This window comes from Micromonospora sp. NPDC006766 (assembly GCF_040636055.1).
GTDB lineage: Bacteria > Actinomycetota > Actinomycetes > Mycobacteriales > Micromonosporaceae > Micromonospora.
Map to the genome: position 1 here is coordinate 1 of NZ_JBEYIX010000017.1, position 23,137 is coordinate 23,137.

At 69.0% G+C, this 23,137-nt stretch carries 22 protein-coding genes; 14 read left to right on the forward strand and 8 right to left on the reverse strand.

All coding sequences use genetic code 11. The features are described 5' to 3' along the window. Positions 1-456: 456 nt before the first annotated feature. Positions 457-846, reverse strand: a complete 390-nt coding sequence (locus tag ABZ671_RS16775) for a hypothetical protein (protein ID WP_357858082.1) — start codon at positions 844-846, stop codon at positions 457-459. Between the two features lie 358 nt (positions 847-1,204). On the opposite strand from ABZ671_RS16775, the gene ABZ671_RS16780 reads away from it, so the two are divergent. The 3 genes from ABZ671_RS16780 to ABZ671_RS16790 are packed head-to-tail and all read left to right on the forward strand — an operon-like array spanning position 1,205 to position 2,738. After that, complete coding sequence (locus ABZ671_RS16780; RefSeq protein WP_357858085.1) at positions 1,205-1,873, forward strand: hypothetical protein; 669 nt, start codon at positions 1,205-1,207, stop codon at positions 1,871-1,873. After that, the gene (locus tag ABZ671_RS16785; protein WP_357858088.1) at positions 1,848-2,534 is read left to right on the forward strand and encodes a hypothetical protein; all 687 of its coding nucleotides are present in this window, start codon (positions 1,848-1,850) and stop codon (positions 2,532-2,534) included. The genes ABZ671_RS16780 and ABZ671_RS16785 overlap by 26 nt, the downstream gene beginning before the upstream one ends. A gap of 9 nt (positions 2,535-2,543) precedes the next feature. Further along, positions 2,544-2,738: a hypothetical protein gene (locus tag ABZ671_RS16790; protein ID WP_357858091.1), complete on the forward strand. Its 195-nt coding sequence runs from the start codon at positions 2,544-2,546 to the stop codon at positions 2,736-2,738. 311 nt (positions 2,739-3,049) lie between these two features. On the opposite strand, the gene ABZ671_RS16795 is transcribed toward ABZ671_RS16790, so the two are convergent. Then, entirely contained in the window at positions 3,050-3,544 is a 495-nt protein-coding gene (locus ABZ671_RS16795; protein WP_357858093.1) for a hypothetical protein, read from the reverse strand. Positions 3,545-3,997: 453 nt separating this feature from the next. Between ABZ671_RS16795 and ABZ671_RS16800 the strand changes: the two genes are divergently transcribed. Further along, positions 3,998-4,414 (forward strand): helix-turn-helix domain-containing protein, encoded by a 417-nt coding sequence (locus tag ABZ671_RS16800; protein WP_357858096.1) that lies wholly within the window; start codon positions 3,998-4,000, stop codon positions 4,412-4,414. 15 nt (positions 4,415-4,429) lie between these two features. On the opposite strand, the gene ABZ671_RS16805 is transcribed toward ABZ671_RS16800, so the two are convergent. Further along, positions 4,430-5,044 carry a phosphoesterase PA-phosphatase gene (locus ABZ671_RS16805; protein WP_357858099.1) on the reverse strand — a complete coding sequence of 205 codons (615 nt, stop codon included), beginning with the start codon at positions 5,042-5,044 and terminating at the stop codon, positions 4,430-4,432. Positions 5,045-5,429: 385 nt separating this feature from the next. Here ABZ671_RS16805 and ABZ671_RS16810 point away from each other — a divergent pair, with 385 nt between their 5' ends. Then, positions 5,430-5,933, forward strand: coding sequence for a hypothetical protein (locus ABZ671_RS16810; RefSeq protein ID WP_357858103.1), 504 nt, complete (start codon positions 5,430-5,432; stop codon positions 5,931-5,933). A gap of 14 nt (positions 5,934-5,947) precedes the next feature. Further along, a complete protein-coding gene (locus tag ABZ671_RS16815) occupies positions 5,948-7,240 on the forward strand; it encodes an MAB_1171c family putative transporter (RefSeq protein WP_357858106.1) in 1,293 nt (430 codons plus the stop codon). A gap of 65 nt (positions 7,241-7,305) precedes the next feature. On the opposite strand, the gene ABZ671_RS16820 is transcribed toward ABZ671_RS16815, so the two are convergent. The 5 genes from ABZ671_RS16820 to ABZ671_RS16840 all read right to left on the reverse strand — a co-directional run bounded on the left by ABZ671_RS16820 (position 7,306) and on the right by ABZ671_RS16840 (position 13,036). Next, positions 7,306-7,692 carry a hypothetical protein gene (locus ABZ671_RS16820; RefSeq protein WP_357858109.1) on the reverse strand — a complete coding sequence of 129 codons (387 nt, stop codon included), beginning with the start codon at positions 7,690-7,692 and terminating at the stop codon, positions 7,306-7,308. A gap of 130 nt (positions 7,693-7,822) precedes the next feature. Beyond that, complete coding sequence (locus ABZ671_RS16825; RefSeq protein ID WP_357858111.1) at positions 7,823-9,340, reverse strand: hypothetical protein; 1,518 nt, start codon at positions 9,338-9,340, stop codon at positions 7,823-7,825. Positions 9,341-9,384: 44 nt separating this feature from the next. Continuing rightward, positions 9,385-11,283: a helix-turn-helix domain-containing protein gene (locus ABZ671_RS16830; protein WP_357858114.1), complete on the reverse strand. Its 1,899-nt coding sequence runs from the start codon at positions 11,281-11,283 to the stop codon at positions 9,385-9,387. Positions 11,284-11,664: 381 nt separating this feature from the next. Beyond that, entirely contained in the window at positions 11,665-11,946 is a 282-nt protein-coding gene (locus ABZ671_RS16835) for a hypothetical protein (protein ID WP_357858116.1), read from the reverse strand. Between the two features lie 109 nt (positions 11,947-12,055). Continuing rightward, positions 12,056-13,036: a hypothetical protein gene (locus ABZ671_RS16840; RefSeq protein ID WP_357858119.1), complete on the reverse strand. Its 981-nt coding sequence runs from the start codon at positions 13,034-13,036 to the stop codon at positions 12,056-12,058. Between the two features lie 589 nt (positions 13,037-13,625). Between ABZ671_RS16840 and ABZ671_RS16845 the strand changes: the two genes are divergently transcribed. From ABZ671_RS16845 to ABZ671_RS16880, 8 genes are all read left to right on the forward strand, one after another. Beyond that, positions 13,626-14,432, forward strand: a complete 807-nt coding sequence (locus tag ABZ671_RS16845; protein WP_357858122.1) for a hypothetical protein — start codon at positions 13,626-13,628, stop codon at positions 14,430-14,432. A gap of 146 nt (positions 14,433-14,578) precedes the next feature. Further along, positions 14,579-14,791: a hypothetical protein gene (locus ABZ671_RS16850; protein ID WP_357858125.1), complete on the forward strand. Its 213-nt coding sequence runs from the start codon at positions 14,579-14,581 to the stop codon at positions 14,789-14,791. 26 nt (positions 14,792-14,817) lie between these two features. Next, positions 14,818-15,558, forward strand: coding sequence for a hypothetical protein (locus ABZ671_RS16855; RefSeq protein ID WP_357858127.1), 741 nt, complete (start codon positions 14,818-14,820; stop codon positions 15,556-15,558). Between the two features lie 79 nt (positions 15,559-15,637). Next, complete coding sequence (locus ABZ671_RS16860; protein WP_357858130.1) at positions 15,638-16,306, forward strand: hypothetical protein; 669 nt, start codon at positions 15,638-15,640, stop codon at positions 16,304-16,306. A 46-nt stretch (positions 16,307-16,352) separates the two neighbouring features. Next, on the forward strand, positions 16,353-18,095 hold the full coding sequence (locus ABZ671_RS16865) for a hypothetical protein (protein ID WP_357858133.1): 1,743 nt from the start codon (positions 16,353-16,355) through the stop codon (positions 18,093-18,095). Next, on the forward strand, positions 18,092-19,630 hold the full coding sequence (locus tag ABZ671_RS16870; protein WP_357858136.1) for an SCO6880 family protein: 1,539 nt from the start codon (positions 18,092-18,094) through the stop codon (positions 19,628-19,630). Before ABZ671_RS16865 ends, ABZ671_RS16870 begins: the two co-directional genes overlap by 4 nt. A 299-nt stretch (positions 19,631-19,929) precedes the next feature. Continuing rightward, complete coding sequence (locus ABZ671_RS16875) at positions 19,930-21,183, forward strand: hypothetical protein (protein WP_357858139.1); 1,254 nt, start codon at positions 19,930-19,932, stop codon at positions 21,181-21,183. A gap of 44 nt (positions 21,184-21,227) precedes the next feature. Beyond that, the gene (locus tag ABZ671_RS16880) at positions 21,228-22,925 is read left to right on the forward strand and encodes a TraM recognition domain-containing protein (RefSeq protein ID WP_357858142.1); all 1,698 of its coding nucleotides are present in this window, start codon (positions 21,228-21,230) and stop codon (positions 22,923-22,925) included. Positions 22,926-23,137: the final 212 nt, after the last annotated feature.

Here is a 23,137-nt window from a genome sequence, read left to right on the forward strand (position 1 = left end):
GGACCATCCTGGAGCCTGCCTCCCCGGCGAGGGGCCGCGGTCCAGCGGCGGCACGCTGGCCCGGCTGGAGGCCATCGGCCCGCAGGGCCGATAGCCCAACCATGTCCGGTGGGGGAGGGCCCGGCGGGACCGGGCCCGGGCGATGCCGGCGGCATCACCCCACGACCCGGCCGGCGCCGGCGGGCCCGCGGCCGCGGTACTCCTGGTCCTGGTCGTGGTGGACGCGGAGTTGGCAGGGCGAGGGGACCCACTGGTGGGCCCCCGCCCGGTGACGGCGGGAGCAACGGCCCACACCACGACGGCGCCACGACAACACCGCCTTTAACCGGCCCCCGACCAGACGGCCACCGACCCACACCAGCCCCAACGAACACCGGTCTCGGTACGACGGCCGGCGGCCGGTGAATTCAGAGCCGCCGCACCGGCTCTGCTGGATTGTTGCCCCGAGCAGGACGGTCATTCGTTATCGATCTTGATCCAGTCTTTCCAGCAGGCGCCGATGAGCTTCGCCTTGTAGGTGCCGTAGAGGCCGTAGATCCGCTTGGGGGCGATTGGGCGGCCGGCGGTCCGGCCGCTGGCTACGGTCACTCCGGTGTTGATGTCCCACACTTTCCAGTCCGTGCCGTAGCACGCGCCTACGGTCACGTCGATGAAGCGGCCGGTGCGGTGTGCGGGAACTGAGCCGGTGGTACAGGTTCGGTACCAGCCCGAGGACCAGTAGGGGGCGGTGCAGTTGGCGGACGCGGCCTGAGCGGGCGTCGCCGCGACGCCGAGCGTTGCGACGGCGGCCGCCATGCTGAGCAGTGCGGCCTGTAACGGCTTCGACTTGTGGATCGTTCCGCGCATGAATGCCTCTCTTGGTTGGACGAACCCAGCGGAGGGGCCCTGCCGCAAGCGCCGAAACGGGGTTTGGGTCGTGCCCCTGCGGTTTGATGCGCCCGTGGGCGAGAGGCTTGCGGCACCGCCAGCCTGGTTGCCGTCGCCTGGCGCTCGCCAGCCACTGTTTCTAGAGCTCAGCGTCCTTGGCTTACTCCCAGGAGCTGCACGGACCATAGGCCAACTGGCAGTAGGTGATCGCGCCCACCAAGCGCTCGGCCAGCAGGGGTTAAGGGCTACCTCTTGGCGGGGCGGTGGCGCATAATCTAGGGAGATTCGCCGCCATGCTGACCAGCGAGGCGGCGCATATTGTCTAGGGAGTTGACGCGTGACTGTCCAGTTCGTAGTGGCGGTGGATGCGGAGATGCTGCGGGCTGTTCAGGACCGGGTGGGGCGAGAGGTCGAGGCTGAGCGGGATTGGTGGCAGGAGCGGCGTCGTGAGCTCGGGGTGCAGTGGTTGCGTGGATCCGGTCGGCGGGAGGCCTTGGCGCAGCTTCGACGCGAACGGGCGCAGAGGCGGATGGCGGGCGAGCTGTTGGGGACGCAACGGCACCTGTTGACGTTCTTTGTGCGTCGAACGCTTGCGGCTCGGGGGTGGGACAAGGAGTATGAGCCGGTTCCGGTGGGGGAGCGGGGGATGCCGGGTAGGCCTGTGGGTCGGTCGCCGCAGAGCGATCTGGCGGCGGGGATTGGCTTGACCGATCGGTTGTACTTTGAGCTGCCTGACGAGTTGGGGGAGCAGGTGCGTCGTGCGGCCTATTGGGAGTCGGCCGCGGCGGTGCGGGCGCTGCTGGCGTGGGCGGATCGGTACGGCAAGGGGCCTGCGGCTGAGGGTGTCGAGGGGTTCGCCGCGGTGATGCGGCAGGCGATGGGGATGGGCCCGAGTGCCGCTGCGCTTCGGAAGCGTGAGGAGTTGCGGCGGCGGGTCCTGACGACAGGGGACATCCTTCGCCAGGCGGCTGGCGCCGCTGGTGACGCTTTATCTAGGGAGATTTAGCGGCTGTACGGGCAACAGCGCCGCGTTCCGCGCTCACCTACGCGAACACCGGCTCGGCTACGTCCTCGCGGTGTCCTGCAGCCACCTGATCCCGCTCGACGGTGGCAAGGCCCGGGTTCGGGCCGACCGGGTCGCCGCCGACCTGCCGGCATCGGCGTGGCAGCGCCGCTCAGCTGGCGCCGGGTCGAAGGGCCCACGCTTCTACGACTGGGCGTGGCTGGACGACGTGTGCACCGACGCCGACTCCGACGACGGCGGCCACAGCCTGCTGATCCGCCGCAACACCACCAGCGGGGAACTGGCCTTTTACCGCTGCTGGACCCCGAAGCCGACTGCTCTCGCGCAGCTCGTGCGGGTCGCTGGCATCCGTTGGACCGTTGAGGAGAGCTTCCAGGCCGCCAAGAGTCAGGTCGGTCTGGACCAGCACCAGGTCCGCCGCTGGGACTCCTGGCACCGGTTCACCACCCTCGCCCTGGCCGCTCTCGCTGTCCTGGCGATCTGCGCCGCCGACGCAGCCCACCACGACCCGGCCGACACCGGACTGATCAAGCTCACGGTCAACGAAGTCCGCCGACTCATCAACGCCGCCTCAACCTTGAGCTTCAAGCATGATCGAACCCTGAGCTTCAGGCATGATCGCGAAGGGCGGCTGCCGTATTAGGCTCAGGCCATGACGACCTCATCACCCCATGACGCGGTGCCGGACAGGACCAGCACGGGCGCACCGACCGGCGACGGACAGGTCGACCCGGTGACCCCTCTCACCCCCAACGGCAAATCCGACTCCAGCTCTGCCAAGACCACCATCACCGGGCACGTCGCCGGATTCATTGCTCAGGTGACCAAGACCCAAGGAGAGGTCTGACGGCGATGCCCACCCCCGACCGCGCGGTGAGCGACCGCGCACCGGAGACCCGAGACTCCGACGGAAAGCGAGAGCACGCCCCCAGCGCTGCCCCGGATTGGGCGATCGCTGGCTCAAACCCCACCACGACCCCACCCCCGCAGAGGCGCCCCCCATGCCTCTGACCAGCCTTACCGCTAGTTTTCGCAAGATCATCAGTCAAGGGCCGGACTCGCCACACCGGAGGCACCACCGCGTCGGCCCGCGTCGACGCTGGCCGACGTCCGGTCAGCGCAGCATTCGACCGGAGTGATGCCGCCGGCATCGGATGATCAGGGCGTTTGTAGTGAGGAGGTGAGGACGTCTGCAGTCAGGCGGAGGAGTTCGGCGAGTTCGTCGGCTGTTTCTGGGGCGGGGCGGCCGGGGAGCGGGTCGAACGCGAGTGCAGCCTCGGCGAGGAGGGTGGTATGGGCGTGCTGCCCGAAGTCGATGGTGCGGTGTTGTTTGGCGCGGTGAGCCACTGTGGCAGCAAGTCCCCGGGCGATGAGTAGTGTCCAGGCGGGCACGGCGATGAGCTCGTCGGGATCGTAGGGGGTGATGGCGTTGGCCGGGTGGCCTGTGTGGGGTTTCGGGTTGAGGCTGATCGCCAGGAGTCGTGCTTGTCCTGGGCAGCCGGCCTGGTGGCCAGGACCGGCGAGGGTTGCGGCGAGGGCGGCTTCGTCGAGGGTGTCCCATCGGTCGGGGGCAGCATTGTAAGGGCAGTCGAGGCAGGTGTAGGTGTAGCGCCCGGCTGCGGTCGGGGCCTGTGTTGCTGTGCTGGTTGGCATCCCCGTTCTTCTCCCCGTGGTCGTGGCTGCGGTGCGGAGCTGGAAATGGTTCATGGTGGCCCCGGGCGCGCCCGGGGCCACCGGTGCCAAACCGCGTTGGGTGACGGGACCCCCTTGATGCGCGGCGGCCGTACCGGCTTGTCTGTGCCCCCTCGTGCCGGTTGCCTTGGCGTGCTGTGACGCGCGCTCTGGGCGGGCTTGCGCATCCCCCGTTCCGTCCCCCATCTCGCGATCGGCGGTCCTCACACGACAAACTGTTACGGCTTCGACACATGCCGATGTCGGGCGCGCGCCTGTTGCAACACTATCGTTGTCAGCTACGGTGTCACTGCCACAACAGTGGTCGGGCGTAGCCAAGTCAAGCACGGCCGTGGAGGTGCTGCAACTATTGTGGCCACGACGTTCTTGTTCGCCACGATCGTGGCAGTCTGGGCTTGATCAGGAGGGGTGGTCATGGCCGACGCTGGCAGGGTCGACGGGTCGTTCGCCGCCCGGTTACAGCACCTGTTCGAGACGCATCTCAAAGCCGGCACCGACAAGCCGTATTCGCCCGACGAGGTAGCCAAGGCAACGGGCTTGTCTCTTAGCTACGTCAACTACCTGCTCAGCGGGGAGAGGGACAACCCGACGCGTTCGGCTATCCAGAAGCTGGCCAACTTCTTCCGGGTGGAGCCGAACTTCTTCTTCGACCCGGTTGGTGACACCGCTGTCGGTGCGGACGTCGACTCGGACCTGGAGACCATCACCGTGCTCGCGCGACGGATGCCTGCGGGAAGGCCCCGGGCGAGCCTACGCTTGATCGTCGAGCAGGTCGCTGCGTTAGAGGCGGAGGGCAAGAAACCGGGTCGACGGGGTCGGGCGGACGCGTAGGTCTGAGGCCTGGGGTTACCGCACGAGAAGGAACGACGGGATCGCGACGAGCACGCCGAGGGCAGTGCCGGCGATCACTTGGCCCAGGGTGTGATCGCGTAGACGCACTCGTGACCAGCCGACGAGTGCCACCACTGGCGCCGATGCGAACAACGCCGGTCCGAATTGGATCACGAGCACTGCGGCGGAGCCGGCGGCCACCGCCGCATGGATGCTGAGTTTCCAGACGAGGTTCGCCGCGGTGACCGCCAGGCCGAGAGCAAACATCACCACGACCATCGCGATCACTGGTCGGGGAGCGTCGAGGCCGATCATCAGGGCCAGGCCGACGAGGACGGACAGCAGACCGTAGATCAGGGGTGTTCGTCGCTGCTCACGGACCCGGATGTGGTGGTCGGTCAGCCGACCTCGGTGCACGCCCCACCAGATCAAGGCGTTGGGTACGACGGAGCAGAACAGTGCGCCGACGAGTGCCCATCCGAGGCCGACGAGAATCGGCGATGTGCTGGCGATTCCGATAACGATGGGCATCGCTGCGGCCAGCAGCGCCGGCGCGAAAACTTCGGTGAGGGAGCGAGCAACCCGGAGGCTCGGTTGACGGGCTGGTTGGCTGTCGATCACTTCGCGCATGCGTCGCATTGTGCCGTGGTCGGTCTGTGGCTCGCGGGGGAGCCGGAGTCGGGGCCGCATGCGAGAGAGGACGTGCGCGGGGCAGGTGATCCTCCTCGCATCGGGGAGGCTGGCCATCTATCCATCCATCCAGGGCGATATGACGGGTTTCATCGGATCTGGCGCTACGCCATAGGTGAAACTTCCACGAACACCGCTTCGGAGGACTCCCGTGACCGGATCTGCCTGGCTATGCTGCCTGCTTGCGTCCCGCCACTATTGTGGTTCGACGTACGGCTGGGACAACTGAACGTCCGATCAGGACATGCTGGGGCAGGTGACACGAACCGGGACATCTTCGGGTTGAAGGTCCGCCACGGGGGAGTGATGGCAAACGATGTGGGACATGAAGCGGCGGATAGACCGGCTCCTGCGTCAGCTCGATGTCGACCTGCCTGCGCCATTGACGGTGCAGGGGCTCGTGTCGGCCTTGGAGGCAGCTCGGGGTCGTCGTGTCCAGCTCGTTGCCATGACGATCGTGCAGTCGGGGCCGTGTGGGCTGTTGGTGGCGACTCCCGAGGCTGACTATGTCCTCTACACCCGCGACGCGTCGCGGGTGCTACAGGTTCAGACGATCCTGCACGAGCTGATGCACATCGGATTGAGGCATACCGGGGGGACGGTGCTCCCGGTGGGCCGGGTCGCGGCCGCGTTTGATGACGTCGGGCCGGAGGTGGTGCTGGCCCGCTCGCCGTCGACGTTTGGTGAGCAGCAGGAGCACGAAGCCGAGTTGCTCGCGACCTACCTGGGCGCACGGCTGGTCGGTGGCGACCAGGTCGGCGCCTTCGACGACTTGGGGGATGCGACGGCAGCCGTGATGCACCGCATTGCGGCGACGCTGGCGGACTAGGGGCGGGGGGTAACGTGCTGGTCGCGGCTGGTCATGTTGTGGCGGCGCTGGTCGCCGCGGTGGCGCTCGTCGTGAAGCTGTGGGCGCTGCGCCGTAATCCGGGGAACCCGAAGACTCTGGCGAGCGTGGGGATCTGCCTGGGGTGCGGGATAGCCGTCACCGCGGGCTGGGCTCCCGTCCATAGTCTGATCGACAGAGTGTCGGGTGTGCCGAACTTGGCCAAGCCCATCGAGCATGGGTCGGCGCTGCTCGCGGCCACGGCGATTCAGTTCCTCTTCCTGCACCTGGGGAACCCGCAGCGGGCGCGGCGCTTGATGCGGCTCCGGCTGGTGTTCTTCGGCGTCGTGCTCGCCGTGATGGTCGCGATGTTCTGGGCCGCCGCGATCCCTGAGTCGGAGCCGCTGCACTTCGCGGAGCGCTACGGGAGCATGTGGCAGATCTCTGCGTACATGCTCGCGTTCCTGCTGTACCTCGGGGTGTCCGTCGTGGACGTTCTCCGGATGTCGCTTGGTTACGCTCGGTACGCGGGCGCCCGACTGAAGATCATCATGCGGCTGCTCAGCGCCGGCGCGCTGTTCGGTGCGGCGTTCGTTGCGCACAAGGCCCTGTTCCTGGCCCTGAAGCTGGGCGGGGTGGCGCCTCCGTGGCCCGAGCCGATTGTGACGCAGACGTTGGTCACGATGTCGGTGGTGCTGATTTGTTCGAGCCTCGTCCTGGCGACCGTCTGGAAGACGGTCGATGGCGTCCGCGCCTGGCCCCGCAGGAGCGCGGTGTACCGGGATCTGCACGCGCTGTGGTATCTCCTGTACCGGGCGGTGCCGGACATCGTTCTGGATCCACCGCGCCGGCCGAAGCGGAACTCATGGTGGGTGGTCGGTGTCGGGCAGCGGTTGTATCGGCGGTGCGTGGAGATCGGCGACGGCTTGCAGGTGTTGGGGCCGCCGGATGCGCGGGTGGCGGCCGCCGCGCAGCGTCGTGCGTCTGAGGCTGGCTGGGGTGACGCCCGCGCGGCGGCTGCGGGGGAAGCTGCGGCGATCCTGGTCGCCGTACGCCGGCGCGAGCATCGTCGCGTTCCTGTCGAGGAAGTTGATCCGGGACTGGAGCCGCAGCCGGCGAAGGTTGCGCACGTCGATGTGGAAGCCGATGCACGGCGGCTGGCGTTGATATCGATGGTGTTGTCCGAGGAACTGGTGTGTGAGACGGCCGCCGAGTTTTCGGGTGAGTCAGCCAGTGAAGGGGTGAGCCTGGGGCTGTGGTGTTCGGAGAGGGGTGATGCCGGCGGCATCACCCCTCTCCCCCAATCCTAGGCAAACCCTGTCGCATTCTCCGCGTGGTTAGTTCACCCCCGAGCAGACATGAAACAGCCTCGCGTCTAGGCGTCGGCGTCGTTGATCACGTCGATCAAGGGTTCTCCCTGTAGGGCCTCGATCAACGGTTTCCCTTCGACCTTGCGCTGGCGCCGGGCTCGGGGGCGGAACGCGCGGTCGACCTGTTCCAGGCACCACAGCATCCGCTCGGTGTGGACGTGCCGGTGACGCATCTGCGGCTCGATCTCGTCGAGTTGGCTCGCGTCGCGATCGGCGAGCACGTAGCGGCGTCGGCAGCCACGGACACCGTGCTCGGCGAGGACCTCGCGTACCGCAGCGCGCACTTGATGGACGGTGGGTCGCAGCTCCATGACGTCGGCGATGAACAGGACCCGGGCCAGGGTCTGTCGGTCGAGTTGCACCGTGAGTTTGACCGGTGCCGGCTGCTTCACGTGTCCTCCTGTCGTTGTGTGGCGTCGCGTGTTTGCCGGCAAGCCTGATCGTCTGGTTTGGGTTATCGTTGGCGGGCAGGCGCTGCCCGTCCCCCCGTGCGGGCAGCGCCTTGTTTCGTTCCTGGGGCCGCTACTCCGTGCTGTCCGTACTGCCTGCCTTTTTTCGTATGCGCCGGCCTTGGGGCGGATTGGCCCGCAGCTCGGCAAGCTGTTGTTCGTACACGTCGCGTAGGTCACGGACGCGCTGCTCGCCGTGGGCGCGCTCGGCGGTCAGCTGTTCCTGGGCGGCAGCAAGGTTGGCGTCGGCTGTGGCGAGCTGCTGCATCGTGGTGTTGTGCTGCTGGGAAAGCTGGTCGTACGCGGCGCGCACGCTGGCTCGTTCCTGCTCAGCTGAGGTACGGGCTTGGTCAGCGGCGACTCGATCAGCTTCGGCGGTCGCGAGGCGGGACTCGATCGTGGTAAGGCGGCCGGCGAACTCGTTGGCCCGCTGCGTGGCTGCGTCCCGTGCCTCGACGGCGGCGTCGCGGGTCGCCGTCATCGCGGCGAGGTCACGGCGCAGGACATCGACCTGGTCGCGAAGCTGGGTGGCCTCGGCAGCTCGCTCGTCTCGGGCCCGCTCCGCGGCGGCCAAATCCGCCAGGGCGCGCTCGGCCCGCTCCGCGGCCCGGGCGGCGGCGGTGTCGGCTTCTCGCTGGGCCGCAAGCGCCTGGTCGCGAGCGTCTTCGGCAGCAGCCCTACCGGAGTCCGCGGACTCGGCGCGTCGATTGGCGTCCTCTGCGGTGCGCTCTGCCTGCTCGCGCGCAACTTCGGCGACCTGCTTCGCTTCCAGCGCCTCGTCCCGTGCGGCTTGGGACTGGCCCGCGTTGGCGATGGCGTTGTCCCGCTCGGTCTCGGCGGCTTTGCGCGCTGCTTCCTCGCGGTCTGCGCGCTGGTCGCTGGCGTCGGCCCGCCGCAGAGCCTCTGCCCGCTGTTCCTCGGCCGCCGCTACCTGCTGCGCCGCGCGCTCGGTGGCTTCCTCCTCTGCCGCTCGGTGCTCCTCGGCCTGACGCAACGCGGCGTCCCGCTCCGCCTGGAGATCGGCGGCGACCCCGTCGGCCTCTTCACGAAGGTTCTCAGCCTTGCGGGCCGCCCGTTCCGCGTCGACAGCTCGCCGCTCAGCGCCCGCGATGAGTTCGGCCGCCTCGGTGCGGACCGCAACGATCTCTTCGGCGGCTGTGCTGGGATTGGCGAGCGTGGACAGTTCGGCCATCGCTCGTGAGACCTGCGATTGCAGGTCCGCCAAGCTCTTGGTGATCTGCTCCCGCACTATGTCGGCCCGTTCGGTCGCGGTGCTGAACGGACGAGGCGAGGGGTCACCCGTGATGCCGGCGGCATCACCCCGCCGGGCAAGCCGATTGCGCTCGGCGTAGGCGGTGTTCCGGTTGTGCTGGACCTGCTCCCCCCTGCTGTCGGTCTTCACCTCGCCGCAGTAGCTGCTCGACTTCGACTGGCCCGGCTCGCGCGGCTTGACCGGATCTCCGCAGTTCGGAAACAGGCATGGAGCGTGATCCGGGTTGCGGCAGAACCCGTCCTCCTGGGCATCCCCACCGCACGCGGGAAACCGGCATGTCTTTGTCCTGGCGGGTGCAGGCAACGTTTCCTCACTCACAAAACCATTGTAGCAAACGTTTAGACGCCACAACGCCGAAACGTTTAAACGTTAGAACGTTTGACTAGGGTGATGTCGAACGTCGTCGCGAGAACCGCTAGCGCCGTCTCTTCTGCCTGCGCGTCTGGGTCTGGTGCTAGTCCGGGTGGTGGTGCAATGTCCCAGTCCGGTGGCCACCAGATGGGCTCGTCGGGCGACGGTGTTGCGGCCTGGCGGCGTGCGGCGAAGCGCTCCAGCGCCTCTCGCCAGAGGCGCCGCTCTCGGCGGTGCCGGGCATCCAGCCGGGCGAGGTACGCCGTGGCATCGACGTCCTGCCCGGCCTCGCGGGTGGTCGCCTCCCCCTCCCCCCACTGAGCAGCGGAGCTAGCGGTTCCCGGTAGGTTGCGCGCGAGGCCGAGCCGGACGAGTTTGGGCAGCATGTTGTAGGTTTCGGAGCGGCTGACGCCGGCCGCCACGGCGATCTGCGCGGCCGTGCCGCTCGCCCCGGCGGCAAGGGCCTGGTGGATACGCCAGCCGGTCGCGCCGAGCAGCGGTCGGGATCGCCGGGCGCTGTCTCGGACCCCGAAAACGCCAGGGATCGGTCGGGGGTCGGGCCATGTTGCGGGGTCGACGGCCAGGTGCCGGTACGCGGTTGGGATGATCAGCTCGTAGAGGTCGCCGTGCGTCCCTCGCCCGGTCGAGACGCGCTTTACCACAGCCTGCTCTGCTGGGAGGTCGCGTAGCTCGCGCAGGATGGCCGCCGCGGTGGTGTGGTCGATGATGCCGGCGCAGGCTCGGGAGTAGGACCGGGTCCCTGCTTCCACGTGACGGCGGCCGGTTCGCCAGCCTAGCCAGGCCAGGCTCCACAGGAGTGCGCGTGCGTTGTGCCTCTGCTTGCTGGCGATGAGCTGGTCGAGAACCGCTAGCGCCACCGCGAGCCAGCGCCGAACGAAATCACCGTCGGTGACAGCCCCCCCTCCCCCCCCGGTGTTGTGGGTTGCTTGTGGGGCTTGTGTGGACGCGCTGGCGGCCTGCTGCGCCTTGCGCCACTCGGCGTCCAGGCGGCGACGCCAGCGGGGGCCGTAGCGTCCGGTGTAAAGGGTGAGGAGCCCGGACCAGCGGCCAGTGTCGATGTGGTGGAGGACGTCGGCGTAGGAGTGGCCTCGTGTGGCGGCGGCGCAGAGGACGGCGTAGCAGGCCTCTGAGCGGGTCCATGGCCGGCCGTCGTGGGTGGTGTGGGTGGCCGGCCACACGCCGTGCTCGGCGATCTGGGTGTGCAGGGGGCTCAGCGGCCGGGGCCGGCCGCCGAGCTGCAGAACGCACGCCGTGGTGGTGGGCTGGTCGTCGGGGACGAGGTCGGTAAGGCGGGCCAGGGCGCGGGTGACGAGGTCGGCGGCTGATCGTGTGGTGACGGCCTGGTACGCCTCGGGCAGAGGTGTGGTCAGCTGACGGAAGCCGCCGTCCTTGCATCGGCTGCCGGGGGCGGTGAGACAGCCCTCATTGGGGTTGACGGTGGAGCTGATGTCGAGTGTGGGCCAAAGGCGGCGGCAGGCGTGGGCGAGGTGTCGAGCCTGGTCGAGGGTGATAGGGACGGCGAGGGGAATCCAGACGTGGCGGCCGCCGCTGGCGGCGACGTCGCTGATGGGCCGGCCGCCGAGCTGGCGGAAGAACTGCGCGGCGTCGGCGGCGTGGGCTGCGACGGTGGCGGCGTCGTGCTGGTGGCCTTTGGGGTCGAAGTCGAGGCCGAGTACCCAGGCCACTCCCCCGTTGTAGAGCCTCAATGCGGCGGGCCGGTCGGGCAGCTCCGTGGTAAGGCGTCGGTCCTGGGGATAGATGTGACGGCGCTGCGTGCGTGAGTAGCGGCGCAGTCGCATGTAGGGGCTGCGGGTGAGGTGGGGTGTGAGCGCTCGCCAGGTGTGCTCCGCGACTTGGCGCGGGTCACTCTCCGCCAGGCTTCCTAGCATGCTAGGAGGAATGCTCGGGGGCGGTGATGCCGAGGGCATCGCCGGGTGGTCGGCTCCCGCCGGCGCGAGGCCGGGGAGAGGGGTCTGGACCGCGGGCACGCGGTGACACGCCGGGCCGATTTCGGACAGGCTGATGCGTGCCGGCGGGGCAGGTGCTACCGTCATGGCAGCGACGCCTCCACAGGCATAGCGCAGCTCGGCTCGGGACCACCGGCGGCAGGCAAACCACACGGATCTCGGGCTGAGTGCTGGTCTTCAATTGGAGAGGTTGGTCGAGCTGGTCCCTCGGCCTTTACCTCGTTGGTTCGCCCCGGTCTCGTGCCGGGGCGTTCGTCATGTCAGGGGTGGTACTCCTCTCGCGGGGAGCCTCAACGCTGCTGGTCAGGCAGCGTTGGAGGTCGACAGGTCGAGCAGGGTGCCCTGCTCGTCGGTCGCGGTGGCCCAGGTGGGACGGCCGACGGCGTCGACGGGCATGCGGGCGAGAAGTGCGTTGATGACGGCGGAGGCGCTGGTTCCCATCGCCTCCATCGCCCGGTAAAGCTTGGCGGCCTGTTCCGGCTCCAGGGTCGGGTTGGGCCGCCAGGGCCGCTCGGACGAGACGTCGTACCGGGGCGGGTTCCCCCGCTGTGGGACGCCGAGTTTGGCTCCTCGTCGTGCGTGCATGTGATGATCCAACCATGCGCGGGGCGGTACGTACCACAATTCCTCCCGGCGTGTTTTGGCGATTTTTCCTCGGTCGTTTCGGTCGCTTTTCGTGGTCGTTTGACTGTGCTTAGTAGACGGATATGTGGACGTGGTTGGTGTGCTCGCCGCTCGGTCCGGTTTGGCCGAACGGGTTGCGGTAGGGGTGCCATCCTTGGGCGGGTGACCACACCTGCTGGTACCAGATGACGTACATGATTCCGAGGCGATCGGCGTTGGCGACGGCCCATGCCGCCATGTCGTCGCCTCGCTGGCGTTGGGCGCCTGTGGCAGCGCCGCCACTGGTCATCATCCAGTCGCAGGCGCGGCCCTTGGGGTGCTCGCCGGGACCTGCCGAGCGGTAACAGCCGGGGTTGCCGTAGCCGGCCTGTCTCGCCTGGGCGATGAGATGCATGGTGCGGGGAGTCAGACAGCCCTTGTTGGTGGTCGGGTCCGGCCGGACGGTGCATCCCTCGCGCGGCCAGGTCCCGTCAGGGTTGCGGGGCGCGGGCTCTGCGCCTGCGGCTGTGGTGATGCGGTCACAGTCCAGTTCGGTGCCGCCGTACTCGCGCACGGCGGCGAGAGCGGTGGCGGTGTGCTTGGCGTAGGCGTCGGGGTAGGCGCTGCGCTGTACGGCCTGGGCGGCGACGGTCAGCGGCAGGGTACGCCAGTCGGGGACCTTGACTAGGGCGAGGTAGAACGCCGTGGTGGCGTAGGTCGGGTCGTTGACCTGCTCGCGCGTGCCCCACCAGGGCGGTGTCTGCTGAAAGAGGCCGCTGCTGCCGTGGGCGTCCGGGCTGGGATCCAGGCGCAGGCTCGACTCTTGGGCGGCGGTGGCGACGGCGATAGCCCATGCACGAGGCGGCAGCTCGCGTTGTTGTCCGGTGGTGACGATCAGCCGGGCGTGGCGCTCCTGCTCGGAGTCGAGCTGCCACGCCGTACCCGTGGCGGTCAGGCAGTCGGTGGCGCTGACGGCTGCGGCTTGGCGAGGGACGGCGAGCGTGGTGGTGGCGATGATGCCACCGAGCAGCAGCACGACCAGCGCGCCACCGGCCACGGCGACCCGGCTCACTGGGTCCGCTCCGCGAGCGAGAGATGCGCCGCCGGATTCGCATAGCACATTTCGGCTGTCTTGTCAAATTCGCCTTGGCCTGTCGCGGTCGAACCCGGCCCGCCAACGTCCGGCCTTGGTCGGCGCAGACGGCCGCCGTCGCCAGACGCCGGCAAATCATCCCGTGTCGTTCCCCGCATAAGTTGGTACCGTACTCCATGTTGAACGGGGAGAAGATACCTTGACGGATGATCAATTCGGAGATGCGCTGTTCCCGGGGGCTCAGCGGGCACGCTCCTATGGCGAGGAGAGCCTGCGGCCTGCCTCTGCGGAGCGAACTCCGGCTGCCCCTGCGGAGCGGGCTCCGGGAGTCACCGGGCCGTTGCCGCCGCCGATGGCGGTCCCTGCCCCGGCAGTCCATTCAGGCGATGGACAGGAAGGCCCGCAAGGAAAGAGCAGGCGCGACAGGGATCGGGGTCGGCTCGTTGACGTGTCGGCTGGTGTGGCGGTGCCAGCGACGTGGGGTTGGCGAGGCCGGATCAACCAGTGGACTCGGGGGGCTGTTCGCCTGCCGGCGACGGGGGAGGAACAGCGGTACCGGGCTGGCCGCGTGCGTGTGCTGCGCACGTTCGATGCGCCTCAGCAGGTGGTGGTGGCCAACCCGAAGGGCGGGGCCGGCAAGACACCGGTGACGCTCGGTCTGGCCTCGACGTTGGGCTGGTACCGGGGCGGCTACACGCTCGCGTGGGATAACAATGAGACGCGCGGGACGCTGGGGTTACGTGCGGAGGAGGCGACGCACGACCGCAACGTGGTCGATCTGCTCGCTTCGATTGATGCTTTCCTGGACGTGCGGGCGAGTGTCGGAGGTCTGGGCGGATTCGTGCGTCCGCAGAGCGCCCATTTCGACGTTCTCGCCAGTGACGATGTCCCGGGCCGAATGGACGTTATCGATGGCGGCAGTTTTCACAAACTCGCTGACGTTCTCGGCCGCTTCTATCGGTTCATTGTTATCGATACGGGTAACAACGTGCGGGCCGCGAACTGGTGGGCGGCGACGTCGGCGGCTGATTGCTTGGTGGTGCCGACGACGGTCCGCGCTGACGTGGCGGAGACGGGGCTGTGGATGCTCCATCACCTCGCACGGCTAGGGCGTGGTGACCTGGTGCGTAACGCCGTGGCGGTGGTGACCTGCGCGGATCCGACGGTGGACACCGGCCTGCTCACCGCCATCGTCGACCGGTACCGCGAGGTCGTGCGGGAGGTGGTGGTGCTCCCGTTCGATTACCGGCTGAGCGCCGGCGATCGGGTGTCGTACCGGGACTTGGCACCTGCGCTTCGCCGGTCGCTGTTGGCGGCGGCCGTGGCGGTCGTCGAGTCGTTGGCGCGGCAGAGAAATGACGGAGGGCGAGGGTGATGAGTGCTGTTCGTGCGGCGATAGAGGCTGTCTTGGCGGCAGCACCGGAGCCGGCGCCTACGTCAGGTGGCGGTGGGATCCAGAACCCGCTGGATGGGGTCACCCCGGACATGGGTGTCCTGGGGGGACCATTCCAGGCGACCTGGGTGCGGGTCGCCGGCGCCGTCTGGGCGTTGATGCTGGCCGCCGTGGCGTTGTACGTGGGCGCGGCGTTCGTGACGATGGCGCAGGCGCGGCAGCTGAACAACCACCACATGATGAGTGAGGCGACATCGGCGGTGAAGCTGCGGCTCGCGGCTTTGGGCGGCGTGGTGTTGCTGCCGCTCATCGTGGGCGCTGTGATCGCGGCTGTCGGGTAGGCACGATGGCGCGTAGACAAGCGGCGGTGGTCGCGGTCGCGGTCGCGGCCGCCGCAGGGTTGCTGGGGTGGCACGTGCGGACGCCGGAGGGGGTGATGCCGGCGGCATCACCCCCGGAGACGGCGCATGGATCGGCGCCGACTCTCAGTGTCGAGCATCCTCCGGTGGAGGTCATGCGCCGGTCGACGGTGACGCCCGGGGCCGGCGGCACACGCACTCTGGTAGCGGGCGTCCCCGCCGGATTCGCACGGTCGCAGGACGGCGCGGCCGAGGCGGCAACCGCGTGGTTGGCGATGGTCGAGGGTGGGGCCGCGCTGGACGCCTCACGCCGCTCCTCCCTGTTGGCCGCCGTCGGTGACCCAGATTTCGTTCGTGCGGCGGAGGCGCGGCTCGCCGCTCGGGCGCTCGTGCTCGGTCTGGATCCCATTGGGCTGTCGCCGCGGGGCACCGTGATGGCAGTCGCGCAGGTGGACAGGGGCGCGTACCGGGTGGCGCGGTTCTCGGTGGCATCGGCGGCGGTCGAGGTGTGGTACCCGTACGTGTTGGGCGTGCGCGGCAGCGGCGACGGCCCCATCGGTGTGCGGTGGCGGCGCGCGGCCATAGAGCTTAGGTGGGACAGCGCTGCGGGGGACTGGAGGCTGCCGTCGGACTTCGGGTTCGCGGATGGCCCGGACCCGCAGGGTGCTGATCCCTCGCAGGTGGACAAGGCCGATGCGCTCGCCGACACGGGGAAGGAGTGGCTGCTCTATGCCACGGCGCAGGACTGAGGAGGAGCGCGTGTCTTACAACACCAGCTCGGACGGAGCCTCCGGAGGCAAGCCTTCATCCCGGTGGCGGACGTTGACGGTGGTCACGGTCGTCGCGGTCGTCGGAGCCGTTGCGGCCGTGACGCTCGCGCGTAACGACGGCGATCGGCCCGCCGCGTCGCCGACCCTGTCGTCGCCGGCTGGCGGCCTAGAACTCGGCTCGGGCGTACCCGCCTGCTCGGGTGGTCCGGACCCGGCGAGGGCGGTCGTAGCGACCCTGACCACGCCGGACACGGCGGATGGGGCGGCCGAGACGGCGGCCGCGGTAGTGCGCTGGACCGAGAGCAAGTCTTTCAGTCTGGAGACAGCTCCGGATCTGGTGCGGCAGGTGGCCGACAACACTGGCTCTCCGCAGTTGGCCGAGCTTCAGCAGGGGCAGGCGCCGTACCTGGCGCGGATGTCGGTGAGCCAGCCGCGGCCGTCGGCGGGGCTGTTCCGGGTGATGCCGGAGTCGGGGGCGACCGTGGTGACGGTGCTGTTGCCGGTGGCCTGGTCCACGGGCAGCGCGACCCACGATGAGTGGCGGGCTATCGACGTGCGGCTCAAGCGGCTGTCTGACCGGTGGGCGGTGGTGTCCGCGGCCAGCAGCGACGGCCTTCCGGATGCGGTCAGGGCGCTGCAAGGGAAGACGGTGACTGATCAGGACCTTTCCGTATACAGTGCGGCGCTGACCGCCAATGCCTTCCGCAGGTACGCCGATGGTTGCTAAGACTCGGCGAACAGGCGGACGGTGGGCACCGCGCCTCGTCCTGCTGGTGCTCGCGATCCTGTCGGTGATGCCGGCGGCATCACCTGCGGTGGCCGACGCGGCGCAGGATCAGGCGGCCTCCGAAGTCGCGGCGTCGCGGTGCGCAAAGATACGGGCGGATTTGAAGATCCCTCGGCCGTTCGGCCAGGTGTGCGAGTCCCGCCTAGTCGACGCGCTGAAGAAGGGTGCCGACGCGACCGCCGACGCGGTGGAACGGATATGCCAGTGGCTACCCGATCTGCCTCTGGTTGGCGATGTATGCGACCGGGTCCGGGAGCTGATGGCGGGGATCGCTCAGGAGTATCAGAAGCGCTTGGCGGCGCTGCGGGGGGCGGTGGAATTCGCGAAGGATCCTTGGGGGCAGACGCTGTCGAAGGCGGCGGAGCACATGGGGGTGTCGCTGAGTGACCTGCTGACCAGGGTGGTGACGAACCTCGCCCACCTGAGTGCTCCGGATGTCGGCTCGCCAGCGTTCCTCCAGTCATACGCCGCCGGGGCGGGCATCGCCATGTTCGTGCTGGTGGCCGCGCTCGCCCGAGCCTTCTATAAGGCGGGTAGCGGGGACATCACCGGTGAGGAGTTGGCAGACTCGCTGTTGCGGCGGTTGCCGTGGGCAATGGTGCTGGTGTTGTTCGGTCCCGGGATCGGTTACCTGCTCGTGGAGCTGTCCAATGGCGCCACGGCGAGCATCATGCGTTACTTCGCTGTCGACGTCGCGTCGCTGGCCGAGAAGTTGAACGCGATGGCGGTTCCGGCGAACCTGGGCCTGATTCCTGGCGGTCCGCTGGTGTCGATCCTCATCGTCCTGGTCGCGATGGTGGGTGCGTTCGCCTTGCTGGTGGGCCTGCTCATGCAGCTGCTGACCCTCTACCTCACGGGTGCGGTGATGGCGGTGGCATTCGTGCTCATGGTCGACCCCTCGACCCGTCAGCAGGCAACGAAGCTGCCTCTCCTGTGGCTGGCGCTGCTGGGCGGGAGGCCGTTGGTCTTTTTCTTGCTCGGTGTGACTGCGAAGTACGGCGACAGCTCGTTCTCCGTCTCTGCGCTGCACGACGAGGGGTTCCGCGCGCTGGTGTCCGCGCTGGTGGCTGCGCTGATGCTGCTCTTTGTAGGAATCGCGCCGTGGGCGGTGCTGCGGTTCGCGCCGGTGCTTCCGGGCGGAGGCGCGGAGCGGATTGCCCGCTCCCAGAAATCCAGCGGCGGAGCATTCGGCGGGGCGGCCAGCTCTCTGATGACGCACCTCGCCTATCGGCGGTTGTCGTCGGGCCAAGGGAGCTCCGACGCTGACGGTTCTCCTCCTCCTGGTGGCCAGCCGCAAGACGACCCCGCGCCGACTGCCACCCGCGACCCGGCAGGTGCGCGGGATCGCGGAGGCGATGATTCCGAACGTGACGCTGGCAAGTCGCTGCAGGAGACGGCAACCGGCGGGTCAGGGGGCCCACAATCGGGCTCTCCGAGCACTAGCCCGTCGCCGGCAAGCACCGGCCCGGCAGGATCGGGGGCCGGTGTGGGGGCCGGAGGCACCGCTGGCAGCTCGGCCGGTGGGGTGGGTGCCGCTGCAGGCGGGTCGGCCGGAGGCGCGGGCACGGCTACGGGTGGAGCCGGGGCGGCGGCGGGTGCCGGCGCGACGGCGGCCACCGGCGGCGTCGCCGCGGTGGCGGTGATCGGGGCGCAGGCTGCGGCTGCGGCGAAGCAGAAGGTCGAGGACACCGCTCATCGGGCAGGTGACATGGTGGGGGGCAGCGAGTGAGCGAGACTGCGGGCCGGAGCGCACGCATCGGCGGGGAGATCCGGCCGCGAGGTTTGCTCGGCGGCAGCCGCAGCCGAGCCGGGAACATCGTGGTGACTGTCAGCCTGGGGATGGGTTTGCTACTGGCGGTCGCTGTCGGAGGTCTTGGTGGCCTGTTCGCAGGTGGCGTCGTCTTCGCGGCCGGTTATTTTCTGACGAGACAGAGCCACGTGACTGGCAGGTCGCCGGGGGCTGAGCTGATCATCCGGGCCTGGTGGGCGCTGCGGCGCCGGCGTGGTGAGACGACCTTCGTTCCGTTGCACCTGGCCTCCCCGTTCCCCGCACCAACGGATCGGGTAAGCCGGCGGGCTGCGGGGCGCTGGGCGCGCAGCGTCCGAGACGAGGCACCGGGTCTGGAGGGGATCCGGTGGTTGTCAGCGCCGGGGGAGACGGCGGTGCTGCTGCATCAATGTCCGGGTGAACAGGCGTACCTGTCGGTGGCGATGGAGGTGGACGGCCAGCCGCCCGGGCTGCGCGCCGTGGGTGACTACGATCGCGCGGCGGCGGCGTACGGTCACCTGCTGGCACGCTTGGCCCGCGACGACGGTCTGGTCACCGGCCTCCAGTCCATCACCCGGATCATGCCGACGGACTCGGCGGCACACGAGCGGTGGGCGGCCGATCACGTCGATCCCGGCGCACCCGAGGCGTTGACGCGGTCGTATGCGGAGCTGGTCCGGATGACCGCTGGCGCTACGGAGATGGTGCGGCACTATCTAGTCCTGCGTCTGCCGGTGACCGTGACGTTCGCGCGGGCCGCCGAGGCGCGCGGCGACGGTGAGCAAGGATGGGCGCGGTTAGCGGTGGCCCAGGCAGAGTGGGTGGCCACCCTCGCCCGACGCGCGGACCTGCGCAACCCCCGGCTGCTCACCACACACCGGCTCGCTGCCGTGCTGCGTCACATGCAGTCGCCCGAGTATCCGCTCGACCAGACAGTCGATGTCACGACCGAGACGTGGCTGCGACACCAGCGCGTCCTGCGCCGCGCGACGATCGTGGATGACTCGTGGTGGCATCGGGTAGCTGCCATCCCGCCATCAGCAGTCACCCCCGAGCCAGTGCACACGCGGTGGATCGCACCGCTGCTGCACGGAATTACCCAACCGGTGATCCGCACCATCAGTCTCCAGGTGGAGGTCCAGCCAGCGGCGCGGGCCCGCAAACGTGCCCGCGCCGATGTCACCGTCGACCGCGGGGTGCGCGAGTCCGCGCTCCGCCGGGGGGCGGTCGACGACGGCACCCAGGCCGTGCAATTGTCCGCCTCGGCGCAACGCCTGGCGGATCTGCAACCCGGCTCCGGGATCCACGGCGCCCGGTGGGCCGGGTACCTCGCGGTGACGGCCGCCAGCGAGAACGAGATGAACCGCGCGTGCACGGCACTCGCCGACGCGGCAGGCGAATGCGGAATCAGCTACCTGGACTGGCTCGACATGCGCCACGACGCTGCGCTGCCCACCACATGGCCGGTGTGGCGTGGGCTGGAGGCTCAGCGGTGACCCAACCTGGCCGGCTCGTGCCCCAACCTCCGTCCCTGCCTCCGCCGCCGACCGACGGCGTGGGTCCTAGGGTGATGCCGGCATCACCCCGCACGTCGCCCCCGCGCCCGGACGACTCGACCCAGGTCCCGGTGATGCCGCCGGCATCACCCCCGCCCACCACCAGAGGCCACGAGGAGTTGCAGCCGCAGCCCCTCACTCCGGCCCCGTGGCGGTGGCGCCGATCCCCGCTGCTGGGCCGCCTTGGCCTCTACGCGCCTCGGGCGCCGGGCATCTTGAGCACCACGAGGCAGAGCGAGGTGCTGTGCACCGCGATCTCCGCGCCCCCAACCCACACCGACGGCATCCTCAACGGCATCGACCTGGTCACCGGTCAGCCGGTCCACCACGACCCTTTCTCCGCCTATCAACGCAAGACGGTGTCGTCACCGAACGTCGTGGTGCTCGGCGACGTAGGAAAGGGCAAGTCGGCGCTGATCAAAACGGTGTACGTCTACCGACCGTTGGCATTCCGCAGCCGGCGCACGGTCGTGGCTGACCGCAAGGATCAGGGCGGCGAGGGCGAGTACAGCGAGTTGTGCCGGCAGCTCGGTGGCAATCCCATCCGGTTTGAGTTGGGGCGCGGTGGCAGCCGGATCAATCTGCTCGACCCCGTGATTGGCATCTCGGCGGAAAGCTCCACGCAGGTGGCCGGACAGCTACAGTTGCTTCGCGCCGTGGTACACGCCGCCTCCGGCGCCGAGCCTGATTCCTGGCAGGGCGCGGCCCTGCGCATCGCGCACCTGCGTGCTTTGGCCAAGGCCGAGGCCGCAGCACGAACGCCCGTACTCGATGACGTGATCGCCGCGCTGCGGCTCGCGCCTCCAGCAGAGATTTTCGGCGAGATGGCGATCGCGGGAGCGAGCGCGACCCGCGACCGGTTCGCCGAGGCCGCATTGAGTTTGGCCTTCGACCTGGAGCGGGTTTGCGGTGATGACCTCGCGGGGCTATTCGACGGCCCGACGAGCCCTGACGTCCGCCTCGCCGATCGTCTCACCAGCTTCGACCTGTCGCAGCTGCCGACAGAGGGACCAGCGATCCCGCTGGTCATGACGGTGCTCAACACGTGGCTGACGAACCTGTTGCGGCGCCATCGCGGAATGCAGACCACCTTCATCGCGGAGGAAGGATGGCACCTGGCCGAGGGCGTCGGAGCGAGGTTGTTCCAGCGCAACTCCAAGCTGGCGCGGGGCATCGGCCTGGCCAACGTAGTGGCGCTGCACCACCTCGCCGATATCCCGGAAGAGTCGCCTGCGGTCGCCATGCTCAAGGAGGCCGAGACCGTCTACATGTACGCCCAGGCCCGACAGGACGACGCGGCCCGCTGCGTGCGCTTGTACTCGCTGCCGCCGAACCTGCTCGATGACCTGATGCAACTCCAGCAGGGTGTTTGCCTGCTCCGGATCGGGGCCAACGCGCCGATCCTGATGCAGCACCTCCGTTCGTCGGCCGAAGTCGCGTTGACCGACACCGACGCGGCCATGACCGGTCCCCGGCTGAAGGGTGGGCGGTGATGCCGCCGGCATCACCTCCGCCCGGGACTCGGTCCGGGTTCGGGGTGCTGGCTGCCCTGTCGGGGGCATTCACCGCGTGGCACGCCGCGGTCCTGCTCGCCGGGCTCATCACCGGCGCCCCGGACCATCCGGGTATCGGCGACACGATGGCGGCGTTCATGGCTTCCCCGGCGAACCCGGCCGCCGGGTACGTCGACCAGGTCGCGCCTGCCCCGCTGATCTGGACGCTATTCGGCGTCGAGCTGCTGTGCGTTGCCGCTGCCGTGGGTTGGTGGCGCACGCGGCGAGAGCGCCGGCAACGCCAGGGGCTGGGGGGACATCGGCAGTGGGCGCGGTACCTCGGCAAGCGGGTCGCCCGACGGTCGGCCGCCCAGACGCGTCCCAACCTGGCCCGCCGCCGCCGGGTGCCGCTGGAGGAGTTGGCGATACCGCTGGCGAGGTCTGCGGGGGATGGACGCCGTCTATACCTGCGGCATGAGGACTCGATTGCGGTCATGGCTCCGCCCCGAGCGTTCAAAACGGCAGCGGTTTTGGCGGGCCTGGTCCGCAGCGCGCCCGGCCCTGCCGTGGCCGGATCCACCAAGGGAGACCTGCTGGCCATCACCTATCTCGCCCGCAGCGCCAAGGGTGCAGTCCACGTGCTCGATCCGGGCAACGTTGTCGGTTGGCCGACGCCGCTGAGGTGGTCACCGGTCGCGGGTTGTGACCAGCCGCAGGTGGCGATTTCCACCGCCGAGGCGTTCGCGGCCGCCAGCCCTGACGATGCCCACACCGCGAATGCCCAGTTCTTTCGGAAGCAGGCGAGGGACGTGCTGCGGTGTCTCCTGCATGCCGCCGCACTCGACGGTCGCGACATGGGCAGTGTGGTGGAGTGGGCGCTGCGGATGGACAGCCCGAGTCTGCCGGCGCGGGAAATTCTGCGGAGTCATCCTCGGGCTGCCCCATCGTGGGCCACCGCTTTGGAGGAAGCGACGTCCGGGGATCGCGGCACCGGGCCGCTGGACTCGACGAAGAAGACTTTGGCGGACATGTTGACCATGTTCGCGGACCCGACGGTGTTGCACTCGTGCTGCCCGCCGCCTGGCGAGTCGTTCGACATCAGCAGGTTCCTCGCATCCACCGACACCGTCTACGTCATCAGCGGAGACCACGACACTGTGGCGCCGCTGATCACGGCGTTCGTCAACGAAGTCCTGAGACAAGCCCGTGTGGCGGCCGAGCGGAGGTGGCCGGCACGGTTGGACCCGCCCCTGCGATGTGTCATCGACGAGGTCGGCAACGTCGCTCCGGTGCCTCGGCTCGGCAGCCTGATGTCACGGCTGGGCGGTCAAGGTATCACCCTGGCCATCGGCGGCCAAGGGCTCGGCCAGGCCCGTGACCGGTGGGGAGAGGCGGGGGCAGCGGAGGTGTTCGGCTCGGCGACCGCGAAGATCGTCATGGGAGGCACGAGTGAGCCCGACCTGCTGAGCATGATGAGTGCCCTCGCCGGGGTGGTCGAGGTTCCCGCTACCTCCACGACCGTAGCCCACGGCCAGGTCGTCTCCGCCACGGCGAGCGACCGGGAACGGCCGATTCTGCATCCGCACCAGATCCGCGAGCTGCCCCCGTCGCACGGTCTGTTGATCTACCGTCAGGCGCCGCCGGTCGTCGCGGAGTTCGAGCCGTACTGGGACAGCCCGTGGGCCGATGAGGCGCGACGAAGCGCGGAAACGGTCGCCCGGCTGACGGGCCGGCTCGAATGACCGAAGAAGAGTTCGCTGAGGATGGTGATCTCCTCCTAGAGATCGGCAATGCGGTCGCGGCGATGGACACCAGGCTGTTCAACGTCGAGTCGGCGTTGACTCAACCCGCGCGCCGTCGGGTTCCGCTGCGGGCGTCTAGGACTCCCACCATGCGGCCTCCCGTAGGGCTACGGCGTGGAAGCCGGGCCGCCCAGGGTGATGCCGGCGGCATC

Excerpts from the sequence above, each read along its gene's own strand:
- ABZ671_RS16775 (WP_357858082.1), bottom strand. The coding sequence starts at position 846 with ATGCGCGGAACGATCCACAAGTCGAAGCCGTTACAGGCCGCACTGCTC.
- ABZ671_RS16790 (WP_357858091.1), top strand. The coding sequence starts at position 2,544 with ATGACGACCTCATCACCCCATGACGCGGTGCCGGACAGGACCAGCACG.
- ABZ671_RS16795 (WP_357858093.1), bottom strand. The coding sequence starts at position 3,544 with ATGCCAACCAGCACAGCAACACAGGCCCCGACCGCAGCCGGGCGCTAC.
- ABZ671_RS16800 (WP_357858096.1), top strand. The coding sequence starts at position 3,998 with ATGGCCGACGCTGGCAGGGTCGACGGGTCGTTCGCCGCCCGGTTACAG.
- ABZ671_RS16805 (WP_357858099.1), bottom strand. The coding sequence starts at position 5,044 with ATGCGCGAAGTGATCGACAGCCAACCAGCCCGTCAACCGAGCCTCCGG.
- ABZ671_RS16810 (WP_357858103.1), top strand. The coding sequence starts at position 5,430 with ATGAAGCGGCGGATAGACCGGCTCCTGCGTCAGCTCGATGTCGACCTG.
- ABZ671_RS16830 (WP_357858114.1), bottom strand. The coding sequence starts at position 11,283 with ATGCTAGGAAGCCTGGCGGAGAGTGACCCGCGCCAAGTCGCGGAGCAC.
- ABZ671_RS16835 (WP_357858116.1), bottom strand. The coding sequence starts at position 11,946 with ATGCACGCACGACGAGGAGCCAAACTCGGCGTCCCACAGCGGGGGAAC.